Genomic DNA, 20,951 nt, shown 5'->3' with positions numbered 1-20,951 from the left:
CATGCGCTCGACTCAACGACCGGTCTTGATCTCGGTCCACAGACGGGTATAGAGCTTGTCCGTTTCCGGGGTGTTGATCGAGTAGGTGAACATCTTCTCGGCCACGTCGGCCGGCGGGTAGATGGTCGGGTCGTTGCGGATCGCCTCGTCCACCAGCGGCGTGGCCGTCGGCACCGGGTTGGCGTAGTGGATGAAGTTGGTGTTGGCCGCGGCGACCTTCGGTTCCAGCAGGTAGTTGATGAAGCTGTAGGCCGCTTCCGGGTGCTTGGCATCCTTGGGGATGGCCAGCATGTCGAACCACTGCGGCGCACCTTCCTTCGGGATCGAATAGGCCACGTGGATGCCGTTGTCGGCCTCGTTGGCGCGGTCGCGGGCCTGGATGATGTCACCGGACCAGCCGACCACCAGACAGGTACCGCCGCTGGCCAGCGAGCTGACGTACTGCGAGGAGTGGAAGTTCTGCACGTACGGGCGGATCGACTTCAGCAGCGTGGCGGCCTTCTGCAGGTCGGCCTCGTTGTTGCTGTGCGGGTCCAGGCCCAGGTAGTGCAGCGCGATCGGGATCATGTCGGCCGGCGTGTCCAGGATGGTCACGCCGCAATCCTTCATCTTGGCGATGTTTTCCGGCTTGAACACCAGGTCCCAGCTGTTGGCGATATCGGCGCTGCCGCCGAAACGCTGCTTGAGCATGTCCACGTTGTAGCCGATGCCGGTGGTGCCGATCATGTACGGCACGCCGTACTTGTTGTCCGGGTCCTGGGTGGCGATGCGCTTCATCACCGCCGGGTCCAGGTTGGCCAGATTCGGAATCTTGCTCTTGTCCAGCGGCAGGAACACGCCGGCCTGGATCTGGCGGCCGAAGAAGTTCAGCGTCGGCACGACCACGTCGTAACCGCTGTTGCCCGCCAGCAGCTTGGTCTCGACCATCTCATCGCTGTCGAACACATCGTAGGTGACCTTGATCCCGCTGGTCTTCTCGAAGTTCGGGATGGTGTCTTCGGCGATGTAGTCGCTGTAGTTGTAGATGTTCAGCGACTGGCTGTCCTGCGCGGCACCGCCGCTACCACCGCCGCCACAGGCGGCAAGCAGGACGGTGGACAGGCCAAGCGTGAGGGTACGCAGCTTCATCGGGCGCTCCGGGAAAATCAGGGACGGGAAACAGGTTCGGTGGGGGTCGGCGGTGGCCGGGATGGGCCGGCGACGGGGCCAGCCTACCCCCGGGGGGCGTATTTTGCCATTGACGGCGCCTACACGTTGAGCAGCAGGAACTCGCGCTCCCACGAGCTGATGACCCGGAAGAAGGTCTCGTATTCCTTGCGCTTGACCGAAATGTAGGCGCGGCAGAAACGCTCGCCCAGCAGGGCCTGCAGCGCCTCGCACCGCTCCAGCCCGTCCAGCGCCTCGCCCAGCGAGCGCGGCAGGTTGTAGCCCAGCTCCTTGGCGCTGCCGGTTACCGGCGCATCCGGTGCCAACCGTTCGCGGATGCCGAGCAGGCCGCAGGCCAGGGTGGCGGCCATGGCCAGGTAGGGGTTGGCGTCGGAACCGGCGAAGCGGCTTTCCACGCGCATGTTGGCCGGGGTATCCAGCGGCACGCGCAGGCCGCAGGTGCGGTTGTCGAAGCCCCAATGCACATTGCTGGGCGAGACCTCGCCAAACACCAGCCGCCGGTAGGAATTGACGTTCGGCGCGAAGAACGCCATCGCCAGCGGTGCATACTTCTGCAGCCCGCCCAGGTAGTGGCCGAACACCGGGCTGAACTCGCCTTCGCCCTGCCCTTCACCGGCGAACACGTTGCTGCCATCGCTCACCTTCACCAGGCTCTGGTGGATGTGCATGGCACTGCCCGGCTCGTTCTCCATCGGCTTGGCCAGGAAGGTGGCATACACCCCGTGGCGCATGGCCGCCTCGCGCATGGTGCGCTTGAACAGGAACACCTGGTCGGCCAGGTCCATGGCATCGGCATGGGTGAAGTTCACTTCCAGCTGCGCCGCGCCGGATTCGTGGATGAGCGTATCCACGTCCAGCTTCATCGCATCGGCATAGTCGTACATCAGGTCCAGGATGGGGTCGAATTCGTTGACCGCATCGATGGAATACGACTGCCGCGCCGTTTCCGGGCGGCCGGAGCGGCCGGCCGGGGGCAGCAGCGGGAAATCCGGGTCGGTGTTCTTCTGCACCAGGAAGAACTCCAGTTCCGGCGCCACCACCGGGCGCAGGCCCAGCTCGGCATAGGCATCGAGCACACGGCGCAGCACGTTGCGCGGCGCCAGCTCGTGCGGCTGGCCGGTCTTGGTATAGCAGTCATGGATGATCTGGGCGGTCGGGTCGGCCGCCCACGGCACCATGCGCACGGTGTCCGGGTCCGGGCGCAGCATCATGTCCGAGTCCGACGGCGAGGTCAGCTCGTAGTAGTCGTCGGGGAAGTCGCCGGTGACCGTAGTGGCGAAGATGCCTTCGGGCAGCCGCGTGCCGTAATCATGCGAGAACTTGTCGGCGGGAATGATCTTGCCACGCGCGTTGCCGGTGATGTCCGGCACCAGGCATTCGACCTCGGTGATGCGCCGCTCCTTCAGCCAGCGCAGCAGGCTGCTTTCCTGCGGTGGCGGGGGCGTGGCCGTCTTGCGCGGGCGCGTTCGGGAGGTCATGGGAAATCCAGTGGGACGGGGGTGTGGCCACGGCAAGCTTGGCCGAAGGCATGGAAAATAGCGTGATAGAACGGGTTCTGCATGACACGCCACTCCGGGTGCCACTGTACGCCCAGCACGAAGCGGTGGCGCGTGCTGCGTGCGGCCTCGACCAGTCCATCGGGGGCGCGTGCCTCCACCTGCAGGCCGCGACCGAGCCGGTCGATGCCCTGCCCGTGCACCGAATTGACCGGGACGCTGTCCGTGCCGGCCCAGCGCCGCAGCCAGCCACCAGGCGCCAGCGCCACCGCGTGCGCCGGCCCGTACTGCACCTCCACCGTGGCCCGGATGTCCTCGCGGTGGTCGGCCCGTCCCGGCACCGCGTGCACCTCCGGGTGCAGCGTGCCGCCCAGGGCCACGTTGAGTTCCTGGAACCCACGGCAGATCGCCAGCACCGGCAGGTCCATGGCCAGTGCCTCGTGCAGCAACGCCAATGCCGTGGCATCCCGGGCCGGGTCCTGCGGGTTGCCGGGCCAGGTACGGCCACCGTCGTAGTGTTCCGGCGCGATGTTGCTGACCGCACCGGTCAACAGCAGACCATCAAGCCCCTGCAGCCAGTCCCGCGCGGGCAACGCCGGCTGCAGGCTGGGCAGCAGCACCGGCGTGGCAGCGGCCGCTTCGACCAGCGCACGGACGTACTTTTCCCCCGCCACCGCGAAGCGGTGGTGGCCGATCACCGCGCGGTCTGTGGGCAGACCGACCCAGGGCAGGCGTGGCATGGCAGGCTCCGTGGCGCGCCCAGCCACGTTACCGCCGCCGGCGGCGCATCGGCAACCACGCTGCGGTCACACCGCCGCCGTGCAACTGCGCCACACTATTGCCATGCGACGCGACCTTTTCCGCCACGAGCACCGTGCGCTGCCGCCCAGCTGGTATGCCGCCAGCGTGCCCCCCCGTGTACCGCTGCCCCCGCTGCAGGGCGCGCGCCAGGCCGACGTGGCCATCCTCGGCGCGGGTTACACCGGGCTGTCGGCGGCGCTGGCACTGGCCGAGCGCGGCTTCAAGGTCGAAGTGCTGGAAGCCCGGCGGATCGGCTGGGGCGCCTCCGGCCGCAACGGCGGCCAGGTGCTGGTGGGCTACGGCTGCGAAGTGGATACGCTGGAAGCCATGGTCGGGGCCGCCGATGCGCGTACCCTGTTCGACTTCTCGCGCCAGGGCGTGCAGCAGGTGCGCGAACGCATCACCCGTCATGGCATCGACTGTCATTGGATCGATGGCCACGCCAGCGTGCCGATCACCGCGCGCCAGGAACGCAGCCTGCGCGGGCACCTGGACACGCTGGTCGAGCGCTACGACTACCCCCTGCAATGGTGGGACGCCGCCACCCTGCACGCACAGCTGGACAGCCCACGCTATCGCGGCGCCCTGTTCGACCCGCTCAGTGGCCACCTGCACCCGCTCGCCTTCGTCCAGGGCCTGGCCGATGCCGCACGTGCCGCCGGCGTGGTGATCCACGAGGACAGCCCGGTGCTGGCACTGCAGCGCGGCCCCCACCCGCAGCTGCGCACCGCCACCGGCAGCATCAGCGCCGACCATGTGGTGCTGGCGGGCAACGCCCTGCTGGAAGGCATCGCACCAGAGCTGGAACGGCGCATGATGCCGGTCGGCACCTATGTCGGCGCAACGCCGGTGCTGGGTGAAGCACGCGCACGGGCCCTGATCCGCAATGCGATGGCGGTGGCCGACACCGGCTGGGTGCTGGACTACTTCCGCCTCAGCCATGACCATCGCCTGCTGTTCGGGGGGGGCGCCAGCTATTCCGCATTGCCGCCGCCGGGATTGGGCCAGACCCTGCAGCAGCGCATGTGGAAGGTGTTCCCGCAGCTGCAGGGAACCGGGTTCGAGTACCTGTGGGGCGGCTATGTGGACATCACACCTTCACGCGCACCGCACTGGGGCCGGCTGACGCCGGACATCTATTTCGCGCAGGGCTTTTCCGGCCATGGCGTGGCGGCAGCGCACCTGGCCGGGGAGGTCATCGCCGAGGCCATCGCCGGCCAGGCACAGCGGCTGGATGTGTTCGAACGCCTGCGCCACAAGCCTTTCCCGGGTGGGCGCTGGCTGCGCATGCCCCTGCTGGTAGCCACCATGGCCATGGTGAAGCTGCGGGATGCGCTGGGGTAAGCCCCCGCCCCGATGTGCCCCCGAAGCGGATTGTTTGCATAATCCGGGCTGGAGCATCGGGGGCATGCGAATGGACTGGTGGAAGGAAGGGATACAGGTCAGGCTGCGTATCCGCCCGGAAGGGTGGTTGCTGGCGCTGGCCTATGCCGTGGCCTGCTGGGGGGCCCGGCAGCTTTCACTGGACCAGTTCTTCCTGCCTGCCGGCGTCCGTGTGGCCGCCCTGCTGCTGTGTCCCCCCCGGCTGTGGCCCTATCTGCTGATCGGTGAATACGCCTACTTCGCGCACCTGCGGATTCCGCTGCTGGACAAGTACGGCCTGATCTGGGTGATCTGCGCTTCGGTGTTCCTGATGCCGGCGGTGATGCTGATCGTGCGGCTGCACCGTCAGCTGCTGTCACGCACCACGATCGTCGGGGTGATTTCCATCGCGTTTTTCACCGCCGTGGTCGTCAGCCTGCTGAACATCGGCATCTCCAGCCTGCTCTGGCCCCCGTTGCGTGAAGAATCGTTCACTACCTATGTGCTGCGTTACGCACTCGGGGATTTCATCGGCATCCTGGTGGCCGCCCCACTTGCACTGCTCTGGATCCGGCGCAAGGAGGAACGCTGGACGCGCAGAGCAATTGCAACAACAGCCGCAGCACTGGCGTTGATACTCCTGATCGGCCTGCAGGTGACACCGGTGCTTCCTGCGGCTGTCGCGCCCCGGGGATCGCTGCAACTGCTCCTGCTGCTGCCGGTACCCGCCATTGTGCTGACCTGCCTGTTGGGATGGCGTGGTGCCGCTGTGGGTGTTACTGCGCTGAACATGGTCCTCGGCCTGGGCCCACCGGCGTTGGAGCCAGATGCCTTTGATGCAGCCACTTTCGCCACCCAGCAGGCCATGGCCATTACCAGTGTCGCCCTGCTGTTGCTGGGGGCGCGCATCAGCCATTTCCAGAGTCAGCATCGGCAGCGCGAGGAAGATGGCAGGGCCGCGCTGCAACTGGCCCGCAATTCGCACCTTGCCAGCGAAATGGACCTGCGGGAACGGGCAGCGCACCTGCGCCGGCTCGGCGATGGCATGGACCTATCGCTCAACGAAATGGTGAACTGGCTGCATTCGCAGGGCCATCACGCGGTGGCAGACAGCCTTCGCCATACCACCGAAGTGCATTCGCGCCTGTTCCGCGCACAGGCCAGCATGATCTACCCGTCCACGCTGGAACGCTTGGGGCTGTTCGTGGCACTGCAAGCGGGCGGGGTCCGCGAAGCCTGGAACCATTCGCACCGGATCGGCCAGCCCTGGTTGATGGGAGACCCGTGCAAGCTGGAAGTAGGCACACAACTTGTCGCTTATCGTCTGGTGGTCGAAGCCGTGTCACTGCTGCTCAAATGCGAAAATGGGCAGATCGCGGTGCGTATCCGCTGTGGACGCTTCAGGCAGCGGCAGGGGCTGATCATTTCCATTGCCCTTGTCGATATCCGCCAACCGCTTGCAGAGCAGACCCAGCAGCTTGCCACCGAACAGCTGTTGGGACGCATCCTTGCCCATGGGGGCCGCATGGACATGCCCGGCAACAGGATCCGGATCATGCTGCTGGAAGCACAGGGGACTTCCGCCCGGACCTATTCAGCCACGGAACTCCCCCCGACCCTGCGTCCTGTGAATCCACATGATCCACCGGACCCGCAGACCATCAACTGACGATGGAAGAAAAACGAGATATCGGTCACTTCTTGAAAGTGATTTCCGTTGCCCGCCCTTCCATTCCCAACAACGCCTGCAGATACGGTGCGATTGCGCAGCCGTGAATCTGCCGATACTGTCGCCCCATTGGGGCTCCTGGGTATCGATGGGGTTGCCGCCATGCAACGAGCAAGGGAGGCTTGGGATTGAATTGGTGGAAGAAGGGATTTGAACTGAATTTCCGCATACGGCCGGTTGGGCTGGCCATTGCAGCGATGTACGCCATCGCCTGCTGGGGTGCCTGGCGGATCTCTCTGGACCAGTTCTACCTGCCAGCCGGCATACGCGTGGCGGCCCTGCTGGTATGCCCTCCCCGGCTCTGGCCCTACCTGCTGCTGGGCGAGTATGCCTACTTCGCCCAGTTGCGGTACCCACTGATAGATCAATATGGCTTGGCCTGGGTGATCCTGGGGTCAGCCTTCCTGTTGCCGGCCGTTGCGCTGGTCATTCATGCGCACCGCAGAGTCATGACCGCCACAACGGATGGGTGGTTGCTTTCGGTTGCTGTATCGGCAGCCCTGGTCGCTACTGCACTGAAACTGGGGCTCTCCCACCTGCTGTCGGACAGCCCCTCCAGCGTGCCGTTTGCTACAAGGGCCGTACGATTCGTCCTCGGCGACTACATTGCCATCCTGACCGTGGCTCCGCTCGCCGTGCTCTGGAGCAGGCGGCACTCCATGTATGAATGGAGGTTCTGGCGCTCCTCGCCGACCATCGCCGCGCTCTCCCTGATGCTGGGCCTGGGCCTCTTCACGGCACTGGCCCCGGGATTGTCGGATAGCGCCAAGACAAGCCTGCAACTGGCAATGGCGCTTCCCGTCATCATCCTGACCTGCGTCCACGGCTGGCAGGGCGCCGCGATCGGGGTACCACTGCTGAACATCCTCATCGCGCTGATGACCCCGACGTCAGGGCAACTGGGTTCGTTTGATGCCCGGACCTTCATGACGCAGCAACTCGTGGCCATCGCGGGAACGGGACTACTGGCGCTGGGGGCACGCATTACCCAGCGTTACCACCAGCACGCCGATCGGGATCTGGATGGGCACCAGGCTGCCCGGCTCTCGAGGTCCGCGCATATGGCCGGCGAGATGGACCTTCGGGAGCGCGCCTTGGACCTGAGGAGAATCGCGGACGGAATCGAGGCATCCCTCAACAGAACTGCCGACCTGTTGAAGATGCATGGACACCACTCACCGGCCATGGACCTTCTGCTTACCTCCACCGCCCATTCGCGCCAGTTCCGTGAACTGACGAGCATGGTGTACCCGACGGAAGTCGAACAGGTGGGGCTCTATCTGGCCTTGCAGGTCAGCGGCATCCGCGAGAGCTGGGACCAGACCCACCGGGTAGTCCCCCCGCACCTGGCCGGAGACCCGTGCCAATTGAGCATTGCGCTGCAGCTGGCTGCATACCGTACGCTGTGCGAAGCCGTTGCGTTGCTGCTCAAGCATGAGCATGGCCAGGTCCAGATACGTGCACGCTGTGGCAGATGGCAGGGACAACAGGGAATTCTCGTCAGCGTTTCCCTGCTGGACCGCAATCGCCCGTTGCTGCTCGATACAACACGGCTGGCCGTCGAGCGGCTCAGCTCGCGTGCACTGGCTTATGGCGGAAGCGTGCAATGCCGTGGCAACCGTGTCCGGGTGCTGCTGCTGGAACCTACCACCGGCGCCACGAGCGGCAGCACGCATGCTGCCTGGATCGCCCGCGCGGACATTGCCTGAGTGCCCGCATGCGGGCGATACGCAGGCTCAAGCCTCACCTGAAAATCCTCCAGTCGCCTTGACGGCTGGAGGACCTCATCCTTCAACCGGCCGGCGGGGCAGGTTCGATGGCCCAGATCGCGCTGGCCCCTTCCCCATGCACGACCAGCGAGAATTCCGTGTTCTGGAACACCACCCGACGCACCGCCTTTTCAGGCAGCGACAGCCGGCGGGACGGCAACGACACCCTGGCAGGATTCCGGCCTGCGGGCAGCGTCCAGAATGTCGCATCGACATTGCCAACAATCAGGACGACCTGACCCGAGAGATCATTGACCTGATAGTAATTGATGCCCTCACGCTCGAAGCCGTAAACCAGCCAGTTCGGATTCACGCTCAGATTCACCGCCGCCGGCAGGGATTCCCCCAGACCGCTCTTGGCCATGTAAATCCCGTTGTCTCCGCTCGGGCAGCATGCCGCCACACTGAAAACCGACGCAGAGAACAGGGCAGCGGCAGAAACCAGCACTTGCACACCCGAAAATCTCACATTCACCCCCCATGGTAGGTTGGACAGAAAACGCCACGAAACTCCGTTTTGCCACCCCATGACCGGATGATTATCGATCCTGCTCGAAGGTTTGCCCCTCGCTCGACGCAATCGTGCCTTGGATACCCTGCAACGGTGGCAGGACCAGCATAACCATCGCTTGTGCTGAACGCCATGAAGCAGGCCCAGGACGGTTCCCGGCTGCCGCCGGTTGCCCCGGCATCATGAAAACCGCCACACCCATGATTCCCGGCTAAAGTTGCATCCGAAACCGCCGATATCCGTCCCAAGACCTCCGCAACCGAGCCATCGCCCCATGCCTGCCTTGCTGCAGGGCGCTGTCGACAGCGACCACGGTGACACCCTGCCACAGCGCATCCTGCTGGTGGAAAATTCGCGTGCGTTCACCAGCATGCTGCGCGAGGCCATCGAGCAGCGCCTGGAACTGCCGGTCGTGGTGGCCACCACCCTGGCCGAGGCCGACCGCCTGCTGTCCGAGCGCGGCGGCTGGTTCCTGGTGCTGACCGGGCTGGTCCTGGCCGATGGCGATCGCGACACCGTGGTGGACTTCTTCGTGCAGCGCAACCTGCCCACGGTGGTGGTCAGCGGGGTGTACGACGAAGACCTGCGTAAACGCGTGCTGCAGCAGCAGATCATCGATTACGTACTGAAGAACACGCCTGGCAGCGTCGATTACCTGGTGTGGCTGGTGCAGCGGCTGGAACGCAACCGGCGCATTGCCGCGCTGGTGGTCGATGATTCGCCCTCCGCACGCGGCTATGCCGCTGCATTGCTGCGCATGTATGGCCACGACGTGCATGAAGCCGCCGATGGCGTGGAAGGGCTGGCGGCGATCGAAGCCTACCCGGCCATCCGCCTGGCGGTGGTGGACCAGGAAATGCCGGGCATGCAGGGCGTGGAATTCACCCGCCGCCTGCGCACGCTGCGCTCGCGCGACAAGGTGGCGGTGATCGGCATTTCCGGCAACACCGACGCCTCGCTGATTCCACGCTTCCTGAAGAACGGCGCCAATGACTTCCTGCGCAAGCCCTATTCGCGCGAGGAATTCTTCTGCCGTGTATCGCAGAACGTGGACCAGCTGGAGCTGATCGGCACCCTGCAGGACCTGGCCACCCGCGACTTCCTCACCGGGTTGCCCAACCGCCGCTGCTTCCTGGAACAGAGCCAGCGGCAGCTGCCGCAGCTGCACGGCCAGTGCGTGGCGGTGGCGATGATCGACATCGACCACTTCAAGCACATCAACGACAGCCACGGCCACGAAGCCGGCGACGACGCGCTGCGCGCGGTGGCTGCGGCAGTGGCTGCCCATGCCCGGCCGCAGGACCTGATCGCCCGCTTTGGCGGCGAGGAATTCTGCCTGCTGGTGCCGGACATGGAGCAGGACGAGGCCCTGGCCTACTTCGATGCGCTGCGCCAACGCATCGCCGCGCTGGAAGTGGATGTCGGAACTGCCACCCTGCGCATGACCGTCAGCATCGGCCTGTGCTGCCTGCGCCCGCAGCGCGATGCCCTGCATCGGCTGATTTCCGAGGCCGACCGCCAGCTGTACCTGGCCAAGGCCGGCGGCCGCAACCGGGTCAGCTGCACGACCGTGGCCACCCCGCTGCGCCTGCGCGAACCTGCACTGGGCTGAGCCCCCGCACACCGCGCCTTGATCGAGATCAACGCCGACCATCGGACCTGTTCCTACAGTCATCCCTGACAATGCATCACAGGGAGTCGGAAATGGCACTATTGGTCTGGCAGGACGATCTGAACATCGGCATCGAGGTGATCGACCAGCAACACCGCCGCATCGTGGAAATGCTCAATCACCTGCATGTGGCGCAGGCAAGCCTGCAGCGGCTGGCGGTCGCCGAGGTGATCGACGAGGTGGTGGACTACACGATGTCCCACTTCGCCTTCGAAGAGGAACTGATGGAGGAAGCGGGCTACGCCTTCTGCGCCGCGCACAAGCGCGTGCATGAAGTCTTCATCAAGCGGGTGGCCGAGTACCGCCTGCGTTTCCATGCCGGTGAGGACATCAGCGATGAACTGCGCACCATGCTGTCGCGCTGGCTGTTCAACCACATCCGTGGCGATGACCGCGCCTATGCCGACCAGGTCAAGCAGCACCTGAGCCAGTTCGCGCGCGAGCACCAGGGCGGCACCTGGCTGGGCCGCACGCTCAAGCGCGTCTTCGGCTGATCAGCGCAGGCGCTGGCGCAGGGCAAGCAGCGCGCACAGGGTCAGCACCACGGTCAGCGACAGGTACAGGCCGACGGCCACCAGGCCGAAGCGCTCGGCCAGCCAGGTGGCCAGGTACGGGGCCGGTGCCGCGCCCAGGATGCCGGCCAGGTTGAACGACAGCGATGCACCGGTGTAACGCACTTCCACCGGGTAGATCTCGGCAAGGAAGGTGCCGCAGGGGCCGTAGGTCAGGCCCATCAGGAACAGCCCCAGCGACAGGAAGCCCAGCACCAGCCACGGCTGTCCGGCCTGGAACAACGGGGCGAACAGCACGCCGAACCCGAGGATCAGCACACTGGCCAGTATCATCGTGCGGCGCGTGCCCCAGCGGTCACCGTAGCGTGCGGCGATGGGAATGCCGGCCGCGAAGAACAGGATGCCGACCATCTGCAGCAGCAGGAACTGGTCGCGCGGGTAGCCCAGCGCCGCCGTGCCATAGCCCAGCGCGAACACCGTCATCAGGTAGAACAGCACGAAGGTGGCGAACGCCCCCAGCGTGCCCAGCAGCAGCGGCAGCGGGTGGTCGCGGATGACGGTAAGCATCGGCAGGCGCACGCGCGTGTTGCTTTCCAGCGCGCGCTTGAAGTCGGGCGTCTCGTGGATGTTCAGGCGGATCCACAGGCCCAGCCCCACCAGCAGCGCGCTGCCGACAAACGGGATGCGCCAGCCCCACTGCAGGAAATCGTCCTGGCTCAGCCAGTGGCCCAGCAGCAGGAAGATGCCGGCCGAGAGCAGGAACCCCAGCGGTGCGCCCAGCTGCGGGAACATGCCGTACCACGCGCGCTTGCCCGGCGGTGCGTTCTCGGTGGCCAGCAGCACCGCCCCGCCCCACTCGCCGCCCAGGCCCAGGCCTTGGCCGAAGCGGCACAGCGCCAGCAGCGCCGGCGCCCACAGGCCAATCTGCGCATGCGTGGGCAGCAGGCCGATGGCCACCGTGGACAGCCCCATCGTCAGCAGCGCGGCGACCAGCGTGGCCTTGCGCCCGATGCGGTCGCCGAAATGACCGAATACCGCCGAGCCCACCGGCCGTGCGATGAAGGCCACCGCGAAGGTCGCCAGCGATTGCAGCAGGGCCGCCTTGTCGCTGCTTTCGGGGAAGAACAGGTGCGGGAACACCAGCACCGCCGCCGTGGCGTAGATGTAGAAATCGAAGAATTCGATGGTGGTGCCGATCAGGCTGGCCAGCAGGACACGACGGGGGGAATTGACGGGCAGTGCGGCAGCGGCGGTTGTCGACATCGGCAGATCTGGAAAGCGGTTCGGTCGATTCTGCCACGCCCCCTGCGGCAGCTGGGGCATTGGTTTCAATCGACACCGACGGCCGAGGGAACTTTTCCTGCCCCGGCCACTCTGTACCCTCCAGGTACCGCAGGGACGCAGCACCGATGCATTCCGTTGCCAGGGCATTGCCACATGACAGCCTGCTGCACCGCTGCGGCGCATGGAGCGTGGTCGCAGGCCTGCACCTGCTGCTGGGCTGGTGGTTGATGGGCAGCCTGCGGCCGGCACCCGGTACGCGTGAAGAGAGCCGCATCAGCCTGCGCTGGCTGATGAGCGAGGCCGCACCACCGGTGGCGGCCCCGCCCTCGCTTCCCCCGGCATCACAGGCCCCGGCACGACGCCCCTCCAGCCCGCCCGCGGCCCGGCCGGTACAGGGCGATACCGGCGCTGTCGACGGCCCGCCTCCAGCGGCTGCGGCCGGCACCACACTCGATCTTGCCCTGCCCGCCGGCAGCATCGACGGTGGCGATGGCATCAGCGCCGAAGGCGTGGCCACGAAGGTGCTGGGCCGTCGCGAAGTGCACCCGGCGTTCCAGCCGCGACGGCCGCCTTTCCGGCTGCGGCCGCAGATGTCGCCGCAGCAGAAGCTGCAGGCGATCAGCCGCTTCCTCGGACTTTGGCCACCGGGCTACATGACCGATCCGTGCGAGCTGGCGCGACAGGACATGGGCTACCTGCAGAACGCGGTGGACCCGCGCGACCGCGACGCCCTGCGCGAGGCGGTGCTGGAGGTCAGCGCGCGGTGCCGCTGACGGCCCCGCGCTCAGAGCTGGATCCAGGTCGCCTTGATCTCGCTGTACTTGTCGAAGGCGTGCAGTGATTTGTCGCGGCCGTTGCCGGACTGCTTGTAGCCACCGAACGGCGCGGTCATGTCGCCGCCATCCCAGCCGTTGACCCACACGCTGCCCGCGCGCAGCTGGCGCGCCACGCGGTGGGCACGCCCCAAGTCGCGCGTCCACAGGCCAGCCGCCAGGCCGTAGCGGCTGTCGTTGGCCAGGCGCACGGCCTCGCCCTCGTCATCGAACCCGATCACCGCCAGCACCGGGCCGAACACCTCTTCCTGCGCCAAGGCCTGCTCCGGCCGCACCTGGTCGAACACGGTCGGCTGCAGGTAGCTGCCACCCGCCTCGACCTCGGCACGGCGGCCGCCCAGCAGCAGGCGCGCGCCATCTGCCTCGGCCCGTGCGATATCGGCCAGCACCTTGTCGGCATGCGCGGCGTCCACCAGCGCGCCCATCGGGGCGTCGGCCTCCAGCGGGTGGCGGGGCTGCATCTGTCGCCCATAGGCCACAACCTGGCGCACGAAATCCTCGCGGATGGCGCGCTGCACCAGCAACCGCGCGCCCGCCGTGCAGACCTCCCCCTGGTTGAAGAAGATGCCCTTGGCCACGCCGCGGGCAGCCGCATCCAGGTCGGGGGCATCGGCGAACACCACGTGCGGGCTCTTGCCGCCACATTCGAGCCAGACCCGCTTGAGGTTGGAGCGCCCGGCATACTGCAGAAGGCGGGCGCCGGTGGCGGTGGAACCGGTGAAGGCCAGCGTATCGACGTCCATGTGCAGGGCCAGCGGCTCCCCCACGCGCACACCGAACCCGGGCACCACGTTCAGTACCCCCTCGGGCACGCCCGCCTCGGCCGCCAGCGCCGCCAGCCGCAGCGCGCTCAGGGGCGAACGCTCCGATGGCTTGAGCACCACCGCATTGCCCATCGCCAGCGCCGGCGCGATCTTCCAGCAGGCCATCAGCAACGGGAAATTCCACGGCACGATCGCCGCCACCACGCCCACCGGCTCACGGCTGACCAGGCCCAGTTCCTGCGCCCCGGTCGGGGCGAGTTCACCGTACAGCTTGTCCACCGCTTCAGCGGTCCAGGCCAGGCAGCGCACGGCGCCGGCGATGTCCACCCGGCGCGCGTCACGGATCGGCTTGCCCATGTCCAGTGTTTCCAGCAACGCCAGTTCGTCGCCATGGCGCTCGACCAGCGCCGCCAATGCCAGCAGCACCTGCTTGCGCTGCGCCGGTGCCATGCGCGGCCAGGGCCCGCCATCGAAGGCGCGTCGCGCTGCGGCCACCGCCCGTTGCACATCCTGCTCGTCGCAGTCGGCCACGCTGCCCAGCACACGGCCATCCACCGGGCTGATGCAGTCGAAGCGTGCGCCACTGGCGGCGTCGACGTATCGGCCGCCGATGAAGGCCTGCCCGGGGATGGCCAGGCGGCTGGCCAGGGCCTGCCAGTGCGCACGGTCGGGGAAGGAAGGCATGGGCCGGCTCCACAACGGGACTGTGGCCCTTTATAGCGCCGGCGTTGACAGCGCCAGGTGAGGCCGCTGCGGTACAGTCGGGCCATCTGCAGTGATGGAGCCGGCATGAAGACCCCCGCCCCCGACCTTGCCACGCTGGCCACCCAGCGCCCGGATTCGCTGCAGGCCTATTGGATGCCGTTCACCGCCAACCCGCAGTTCAAGGGCGCCCCGCGCCTGCTGGTGCGCGCGGAGGGCATGCACTACGAGGACGTGGACGGCCATCGGGTGCTGGACGGTACCGCCGGCCTGTGGTGCTGCAATGCCGGCCATGCGCGGCCGTCGATCGTGGCGGCCATCGCCGAACAGGCCGCCACGCTCGATTACGCCCCACCCTTCCAGATGGGTTCGCCGCCGGCCTTCGTCCTGGCCCAACGGCTGGCTGCACTGGCACCGGGCACGCTGAACCATGTGTTCTTCACCAATTCCGGTTCCGAAGCAGTGGACACCGCGATGAAGATCATCCTGGCCCATCACCGCCTGCGCGGCGAGGGCCAGCGCACGCGCTTCATCGGCCGCGAAAAGGCTTACCACGGCGTCGGCTTCGGCGGCATGGCCATCGGCGGGCTGCCCAACAACCGCAAGCAGTTCGGCCTGCAGCTGGCCGGTACCGACTACCTGCCCCACACCCTGGACCTGCAGCGCAACGCCTTCAGCAAGGGCCTGCCGCGCCATGGCGTGGAGCTGGCCGATGCGCTGGAGCGGCTGCTGGCCCTGCATGACCCCTCGACCGTGGCCGCGGTGTTCGTCGAGCCGGTGGCCGGGTCCGCCGGGGTGATCCTGCCGGCGGCAGGCTATCTGCAGCGCCTGCGCGAGATCTGCGACCAGCACGGCATCCTGCTGGTATTCGATGAGGTCATCACCGGCTTCGGCCGGGTCGGCATGCCGTTTGCCGCACAGCGTTTCGGCGTCACTCCGGATCTGCTCACCTTCGCCAAGGGCGTCAGCAACGGTGCGGTGCCACTGGGCGGCGTGCTGGTCAGCGATGCGGTGCATGCGCCCTTCAACCAGGGGCCGGCCCATGCCATCGACCTGTTCCATGGCTATACCTATTCGGGCCACCCGCTGGCCTGTGCGGCCGCGCTGGCGACGCTGGAGGTCTATGCCAGCGAGCGCCTGTTCGAGCGCGCCATCGAACTGGGCGAGTACTGGCAGGAGCGCCTGCATGCCCTGCAGGGGCTGCCCAACGTGATCGACATCCGCAACTTCGGGCTGGTCGGCGCGGTGGAACTGGCACCGCGTCGCGATGCCCCCGGCAGCCGGGGATATGAGGTGTTCCGGCGCTGCTTCCACGATGGGCACCTGCTGGTGCGCTGCACGGGCGACACCATCGCCCTGTCGCCACCGCTGATCGTGGACAAGGCACAGATCGACCAGATCACCGGCACCCTGGGCGAGATGATCCGGGCCACCGCCTAGGGCCGGGCCCGCGCCGGCGAGCGGGTACAATGGGCGGTTCCGCTCCTGCCCGTTGCCGTGCCCATGGACATCGTCGTCAAAGAAGAACTCAAGGCCTACATCGATCCGCTGACCACCGACGAACATGACGCGCTGGAGCGCAGCATCCTGGCCGAAGGCTGCCGCGATGCACTGGTGCTGTGGGGCGAGGTGCTGGTCGATGGCCACAACCGCTTCGGCATCTGCCAGAAGCACGGCCTGCCGTTCAACACGGTGCAGAACACCCGTTTCCAGAGCATGGAAGACGTGCACCTGTGGATGATCGAACAGCACCTGGGCCGGCGCAGCGTGTCCGATTTCCAGCGGGGTGTGCTGGCCCTGCGCAAGCGCGACATCCTGGCGGCGCGCAAGCAGGTCGAGCAGGCCCAGCTGCAGCGCGAGAGTGATGGCACCGCCGCACCGGCCGAGGAGGCCGGCGAGGACAGCCCGCCGTGGGAACCGGCGCCGAAGATCAGCCGCGCCGAGCTGGCCCGCGAAGCCAAGCTGAGCACGAGCCAGGTGGGCATGATCGAGCGCATCCACGCCCAGGCCGCCGCGGAAGTGGTGGAAGCGGTGAAAGCCGGCGTCATTTCGATCAGCGCTGCGGCCGCCGTGGCCGACCTGCCGGAAGACGAGCAGCGCGCCGCCGCCGCCGGGGGCAAGGACGAGCTGAAGCAGGCCGCCAAGCGCGTGCGTGAATCCAAGCGCAAGCCGCGGGCGCCGAAGCCGGAACCGGCGGAGATGGATTTCGAGGAGGCGGACGAGGATGAGATCGCCAGCCGCGATGCCGAGGTGATGGCCGCACTGGAACAGCTGGGCGAGGACGCCCCGGCCCTGCGCCGCCGCGTGGCCGCGCTGACCCGCGAAAACGACACCCTGCGCGCCCAGCTGGCCGCACTGCGCAGGCAGCTGGAAGCACGGTAAGCAGCAGCGCCGGCGTCCGATGCGCCGGCGTCATCTGGCGACGGGTAGACTTTGCCCATGTCGACTCCCCTCGATCCACGCCGCGCACAGCTGCGGCGCCTGAAGGCCATCGCGCTGGGCCTGCTGCTGTTGATGCTGGCCGGCTTTGCGGTCAGCCACTGGCAGGGCGAGCGTGGCGCGTGGGCCTGGGTATCGGCCTTCTGCGAAGCCGCCGCGGTCGGCGCACTGGCCGACTGGTTCGCGGTGGTGGCCCTGTTCCGCCGTCCGATGGGGCTGCCCATTCCGCATACGGCGATCATTCCGCGCAGCAAGGCGCGCATCGCCGACAGCCTGGCCCTGTTCGTGCGCGACCAGTTCCTGGAACCGGGCGTACTGCTGGCCAAGCTGCAGGTATTCGATCCGGCCCGCCGCCTCGGCAGCTGGCTGGCCGAGCCTGAGCGCACGCGCATGCTGGCCGACATGGCCCGCGGCTGGGCATTGCAGGCACTGGATTTCTTCGACGAAGGCGCCGTGCGCCGGCAGCTGCACGGCTTCGTGGTGCAGCAGCTGCGGCAGTGGAACGCGGCAGCCACCGCCGGCGAACTGCTGGCCCTGCTGACCGCCGATGGCCGCCACCAGCGGGTGCTGGACGAAGGCCTGCAGCGCCTGGGGCGGTGGCTGGAGCAGCCTGAGGTCAAGGAACGCGCCTCGCAGCTGATCGTGCGCTACATCCAGCGCGAGTGGCCGACACTGTCGAGCACGGTGAACTGGGTCAAGCCGATCGATGAGATCGGCGACAGCCTGGCCGAACGGCTGGCGCGGGCGGTGCTGGAGGAACTGCAGCAGGTACTGTCCGAACCAGAACATCCCCTGCGCCAGGATTACGAGCGGTGGCTGGGCAACTACGTACAGCGCCTGCGCGAGGACCCGGCCCTGGCCGAACGCATCGAACAGCTCAAGCAGGAAATGATCGATCACCCGGCCCTGCAGGACTACGTGCAGGGGCTGTGGGCGCGCATCCACGCCAGCCTGCGCGCGGACCTGCAGCGCCCCGATTCCCTGCTGGCCGGCCACCTGCAGCGCAGCCTGGCGTCGCTGGGGCAGGCACTGCAGGACGATCCGGCCCTGCGCGATGCGCTCAACCAGCACCTGCTGGACGGCGCGCAGCGCCTGACCGACCGCCTGCGCGACGGGGTCACCACGCACATCGCGCAGACGGTCAAGGGCTGGGACGAGCGCCATCTGGTGGAACAGCTGGAACTGAGCGTGGGCCGCGACCTGCAGTTCATCCGTTTCAACGGCACCCTGGTAGGCGGCCTGATCGGCCTGCTGCTGCACGCGGCAACGGTGCTGTTCCGGTTCTGAACGAGGGCCGGAAGGGCGCGGAAGCCCTCACGCTTGATTAACAAAATGAGAATGCCTATCATTCGCTGATCGGCTGTACGCTTAGCCAACCCGGCGCCCCCTGCGCTGCCGCCCGTGTACACCCCCGGAACTTCATGCCCGCCGCGCCCCTGCGCGGGCATGCCGATGGGAGAAACGTGGCGCCGCACCGGCCGGTGCGCGGGTTTCAATTGCGTGGCTTCCATCGCCTGTCTTTCTCCTGCATGGAATCGCACCCGCATGTCCCGACCGCTCCTGCCGCCCCCTGCTCCACTGGCTCTTGCCCTGATGTCACTGCTGGCCGGCTTCGCCGCCCATGCCGACGCTCCGGCCGACGCCTCCGCACGTACGCTGGATACGGTGAAGGTCACCGCCGATGGTGAGATTCCCAACAGCTACACCGTCAAGAGCGCCCGCAGCGCCACCAAGCTGGACCTGTCACTGCGCGAAACGCCGCAGTCGGTCACCGTGATCACCCGCCAGCGGCTGGATGACATGGGCCTGTTCGCGCTGTCGGATGTGATGGGCCAGGTGACCGGCGTGAGCGTGTCGGTCACCGACAGCGAGCGCATCAACTACGTATCGCGCGGCTACAGCATCACCAATTTCCAGGTCGATGGCATGCTCAACACCTTCGGTGGGTCGATCAAGACCAACACCGACAGCGCCATCTACGAGCGCATCGAGGTGATCCGCGGCGCCACCGGGCTGACCACCGGTGCCGGTGATCCCTCCGGCACCATCAGCATGGTGCGCAAGCGCCCCACCGACACCTTCCAGATGGGGGCCAACCTGACCGTGGGCCGCTGGGGCAACCAGCGCCTGGAAGCCGATCTGGGTGGCCCGATCGCGTGGGATGGCCGCATCCGTGCCCGCGTGGTCGCCGCCAAGCAGCAGAGCGATTCGTTCCGCGACGTCTACCGGCTCGACAAGGATGTGTTCTACGGCATCGTGCAGGCCGACCTGACCGACAGCACGCTGGCCGAAGTGGGCTATGAATACCAGTCGCCACGCACCACCGGCGTCACCTGGGGCGTGGTGCCGTACTGGGGCCCGGACGGCACGCCGGCCAACCTGCCGCGCTCGACCAACCTGTCCGCGTCCTGGAGCAGCTGGCCGATCGTGGAAAAAACCACGTTCGCGCGCCTGGAACAGCAGCTTGGCCAGAACTGGTCGGTCAAGGCCGCCATCAGCCGGGCCAAGCGCAGCACCAGCGGTGCGGTCTGGTACGGCGCGCAGGGCTACCCGCGTGCCGATGGCACCGGCGTGCGGGCCTACATCGGCAACTTCATGGAAGACAGCACGATGGACGTGGTGGACATCAACGCCACCGGCCGCTTCGCGCTGTTCGGCCACGCGCAGGAAGTGGTGTTCGGCATCGGCCAGTCCACCCGCAAGGGCGAAAATCCCGCCGCGACCGTCGGCACCTATCCGGCCAGCTACGCCCTCGTGCCGGATTGGCGCCACTGGACCGGCGATGTCGCGCCGCTGCCGGTGACCCGCCTGGGCTACCTCGGCTCTGAGAGCGAACTGCGCCAGCAGGCCGCCTACCTGGCCACGCGCCTGCGCCTGGCCGATCCGCTGCTGGTCGTGGCCGGCGTCCGCTATGGCAACTGGGAAACCAAGCGCTGGAACTACAGCTACGACAGCAGCGGCAACCGCACCGGCACCAAGCGCGACGGCTACTCGCCCAAGGACCAGACCACCCCGTATTTCGGCGTGGTGTATGACATCAACAGCGTGCTCAGCGCCTACGCCAGCTATACCGACATCTTCGCGCCGCAGGAACTGCGTGACCGCAACGGCAACTACCTCGAGCCGGTGGTGGGCACGATGTACGAGGGTGGCCTGAAGGCCGAATTCTTCGACGGCCTGCTGAACGCCTCCGCCGCGATCTTCCAGGGGCAGAAGGACAATGTGGGCGAAGTGGACGATACGGTGCCGTCCAATTCGCTGCCCGATGGCGGCCAGGCCTACCGTTCCACCGGCAAGGGCAACAAGGTGCACGGATGGGAAATGGAAGCGCAGGGCACGCTCGGTGAGCATTGGAACCTGGCCGCCGGCTACGCGCACACCGTCAGCCGCAACAAGGATGGCGTACTGCAGAACACCACCACCCCGCAGGACACCGTGCGCCTCAACGCCAGCTGGCGCCCCGGTGGCAGTGACGGCCGCTTCTGGCTGGGTGGCGGTGCGACCTGGCAGAGCCGCCTCTGGCGCATGAGCGCCAAGCCCGCCCCGGACTACGCCAGCAGTGGCCGCACCGTGCAGGCGCCGATCCAGCAGGACGCGTTCTACCTGCTGAACCTGGCGGCCGGCTACCGCTTCAACGCCAATTTCAGCGCGCAGGTGAACGTCAACAACCTGCTGGACAAGAAGTATTACAACAACGTCGGTTTCTACAACGGCGTGTACTGGGGCGAACCGCGCAACGTCACCGTGACGCTGCGCTGGAAGCTCTGACCGCTTGAAGGACGGCGACGGTTCTGCGACCGGCGCCTGGCCATGGATGGCCACCCCACCTTTGTTTTCCACTCCCTGCAGGACTACCGTGGACCGCCCGCCCGCCATCGCCAGCTCCCGCCTCGCCCGCGTATTCGCCCCG

16 protein-coding genes are annotated in these 20,951 nt (G+C 67.1%); 10 read left to right on the top strand and 6 right to left on the bottom strand.

What is annotated here, in order from left to right; genetic code table 11:
* Positions 1–12: 12 nt before the first annotated feature.
* From Q9R17_RS15405 to Q9R17_RS15395, 3 genes are all read right to left on the bottom strand, one after another.
* Entirely contained in the window at positions 13–1,128 is a 1,116-nt protein-coding gene (locus Q9R17_RS15405) for a polyamine ABC transporter substrate-binding protein (RefSeq protein WP_308155470.1), read from the bottom strand.
* 119 nt (positions 1,129–1,247) lie between these two features.
* Complete coding sequence (locus Q9R17_RS15400; protein WP_308155469.1) at positions 1,248–2,645, bottom strand: glutamine synthetase family protein; 1,398 nt, start codon at positions 2,643–2,645, stop codon at positions 1,248–1,250.
* Positions 2,642–3,403 (bottom strand): gamma-glutamyl-gamma-aminobutyrate hydrolase family protein, encoded by a 762-nt coding sequence (locus Q9R17_RS15395; RefSeq protein WP_308155468.1) that lies wholly within the window; start codon positions 3,401–3,403, stop codon positions 2,642–2,644. Before Q9R17_RS15395 ends, Q9R17_RS15400 begins: the two co-directional genes overlap by 4 nt.
* A gap of 103 nt (positions 3,404–3,506) precedes the next feature.
* Here Q9R17_RS15395 and Q9R17_RS15390 point away from each other — a divergent pair, with 103 nt between their 5' ends.
* From Q9R17_RS15390 to Q9R17_RS15380, 3 genes are all read left to right on the top strand, one after another.
* Positions 3,507–4,808, top strand: coding sequence for an FAD-binding oxidoreductase (locus Q9R17_RS15390; RefSeq protein WP_308155467.1), 1,302 nt, complete (start codon positions 3,507–3,509; stop codon positions 4,806–4,808).
* 70 nt (positions 4,809–4,878) lie between these two features.
* Positions 4,879–6,495: an MASE1 domain-containing protein gene (locus Q9R17_RS15385; protein ID WP_308158358.1), complete on the top strand. Its 1,617-nt coding sequence runs from the start codon at positions 4,879–4,881 to the stop codon at positions 6,493–6,495.
* 188 nt (positions 6,496–6,683) lie between these two features.
* A complete protein-coding gene (locus Q9R17_RS15380) occupies positions 6,684–8,264 on the top strand; it encodes an MASE1 domain-containing protein (RefSeq protein ID WP_308155466.1) in 1,581 nt (526 codons plus the stop codon).
* Positions 8,265–8,346: 82 nt separating this feature from the next.
* On the opposite strand, the gene Q9R17_RS15375 is transcribed toward Q9R17_RS15380, so the two are convergent.
* On the bottom strand, positions 8,347–8,772 hold the full coding sequence (locus tag Q9R17_RS15375; RefSeq protein WP_308155465.1) for a hypothetical protein: 426 nt from the start codon (positions 8,770–8,772) through the stop codon (positions 8,347–8,349).
* 337 nt (positions 8,773–9,109) lie between these two features.
* Between Q9R17_RS15375 and Q9R17_RS15370 the strand changes: the two genes are divergently transcribed.
* Complete coding sequence (locus tag Q9R17_RS15370; RefSeq protein ID WP_308155464.1) at positions 9,110–10,447, top strand: diguanylate cyclase; 1,338 nt, start codon at positions 9,110–9,112, stop codon at positions 10,445–10,447.
* Positions 10,448–10,539: 92 nt separating this feature from the next.
* On the top strand, positions 10,540–11,001 hold the full coding sequence (locus tag Q9R17_RS15365) for a bacteriohemerythrin (protein ID WP_308155463.1): 462 nt from the start codon (positions 10,540–10,542) through the stop codon (positions 10,999–11,001).
* Here Q9R17_RS15365 and Q9R17_RS15360 read toward each other — a convergent pair whose 3' ends face one another.
* Positions 11,002–12,282 (bottom strand): MFS transporter, encoded by a 1,281-nt coding sequence (locus Q9R17_RS15360; RefSeq protein ID WP_308155462.1) that lies wholly within the window; start codon positions 12,280–12,282, stop codon positions 11,002–11,004. It lies immediately after the preceding gene.
* A gap of 146 nt (positions 12,283–12,428) precedes the next feature.
* Between Q9R17_RS15360 and Q9R17_RS15355 the strand changes: the two genes are divergently transcribed.
* Positions 12,429–13,076 carry a hypothetical protein gene (locus Q9R17_RS15355; protein ID WP_308155461.1) on the top strand — a complete coding sequence of 216 codons (648 nt, stop codon included), beginning with the start codon at positions 12,429–12,431 and terminating at the stop codon, positions 13,074–13,076.
* Between the two features lie 11 nt (positions 13,077–13,087).
* Here the strand turns inward: Q9R17_RS15355 and Q9R17_RS15350 are convergent, their stop codons facing one another.
* Positions 13,088–14,584, bottom strand: a complete 1,497-nt coding sequence (locus tag Q9R17_RS15350) for an aldehyde dehydrogenase (protein WP_308155460.1) — start codon at positions 14,582–14,584, stop codon at positions 13,088–13,090.
* A gap of 105 nt (positions 14,585–14,689) precedes the next feature.
* Here Q9R17_RS15350 and Q9R17_RS15345 point away from each other — a divergent pair, with 105 nt between their 5' ends.
* The 4 genes from Q9R17_RS15345 (at position 14,690) to Q9R17_RS15330 (ending at position 20,809) form a co-directional block, all read left to right on the top strand.
* Positions 14,690–16,042, top strand: a complete 1,353-nt coding sequence (locus Q9R17_RS15345) for an aspartate aminotransferase family protein (protein ID WP_308155459.1) — start codon at positions 14,690–14,692, stop codon at positions 16,040–16,042.
* Between the two features lie 63 nt (positions 16,043–16,105).
* A complete protein-coding gene (locus Q9R17_RS15340) occupies positions 16,106–16,984 on the top strand; it encodes a plasmid replication/partition related protein (RefSeq protein ID WP_308155458.1) in 879 nt (292 codons plus the stop codon).
* A 57-nt stretch (positions 16,985–17,041) separates the two neighbouring features.
* Positions 17,042–18,328: a DUF445 family protein gene (locus tag Q9R17_RS15335; protein WP_308155457.1), complete on the top strand. Its 1,287-nt coding sequence runs from the start codon at positions 17,042–17,044 to the stop codon at positions 18,326–18,328.
* Positions 18,329–18,586: 258 nt separating this feature from the next.
* Complete coding sequence (locus tag Q9R17_RS15330) at positions 18,587–20,809, top strand: TonB-dependent siderophore receptor (protein WP_308155456.1); 2,223 nt, start codon at positions 18,587–18,589, stop codon at positions 20,807–20,809.
* Positions 20,810–20,951: the final 142 nt, after the last annotated feature.

Source organism: Stenotrophomonas sp. 24(2023), assembly GCF_030913365.1.
GTDB lineage: Bacteria > Pseudomonadota > Gammaproteobacteria > Xanthomonadales > Xanthomonadaceae > Stenotrophomonas.
The sequence above is the reverse complement of the archived record's forward strand: the minus strand, read 5'-3'. Positions and strand labels throughout refer to the sequence as shown.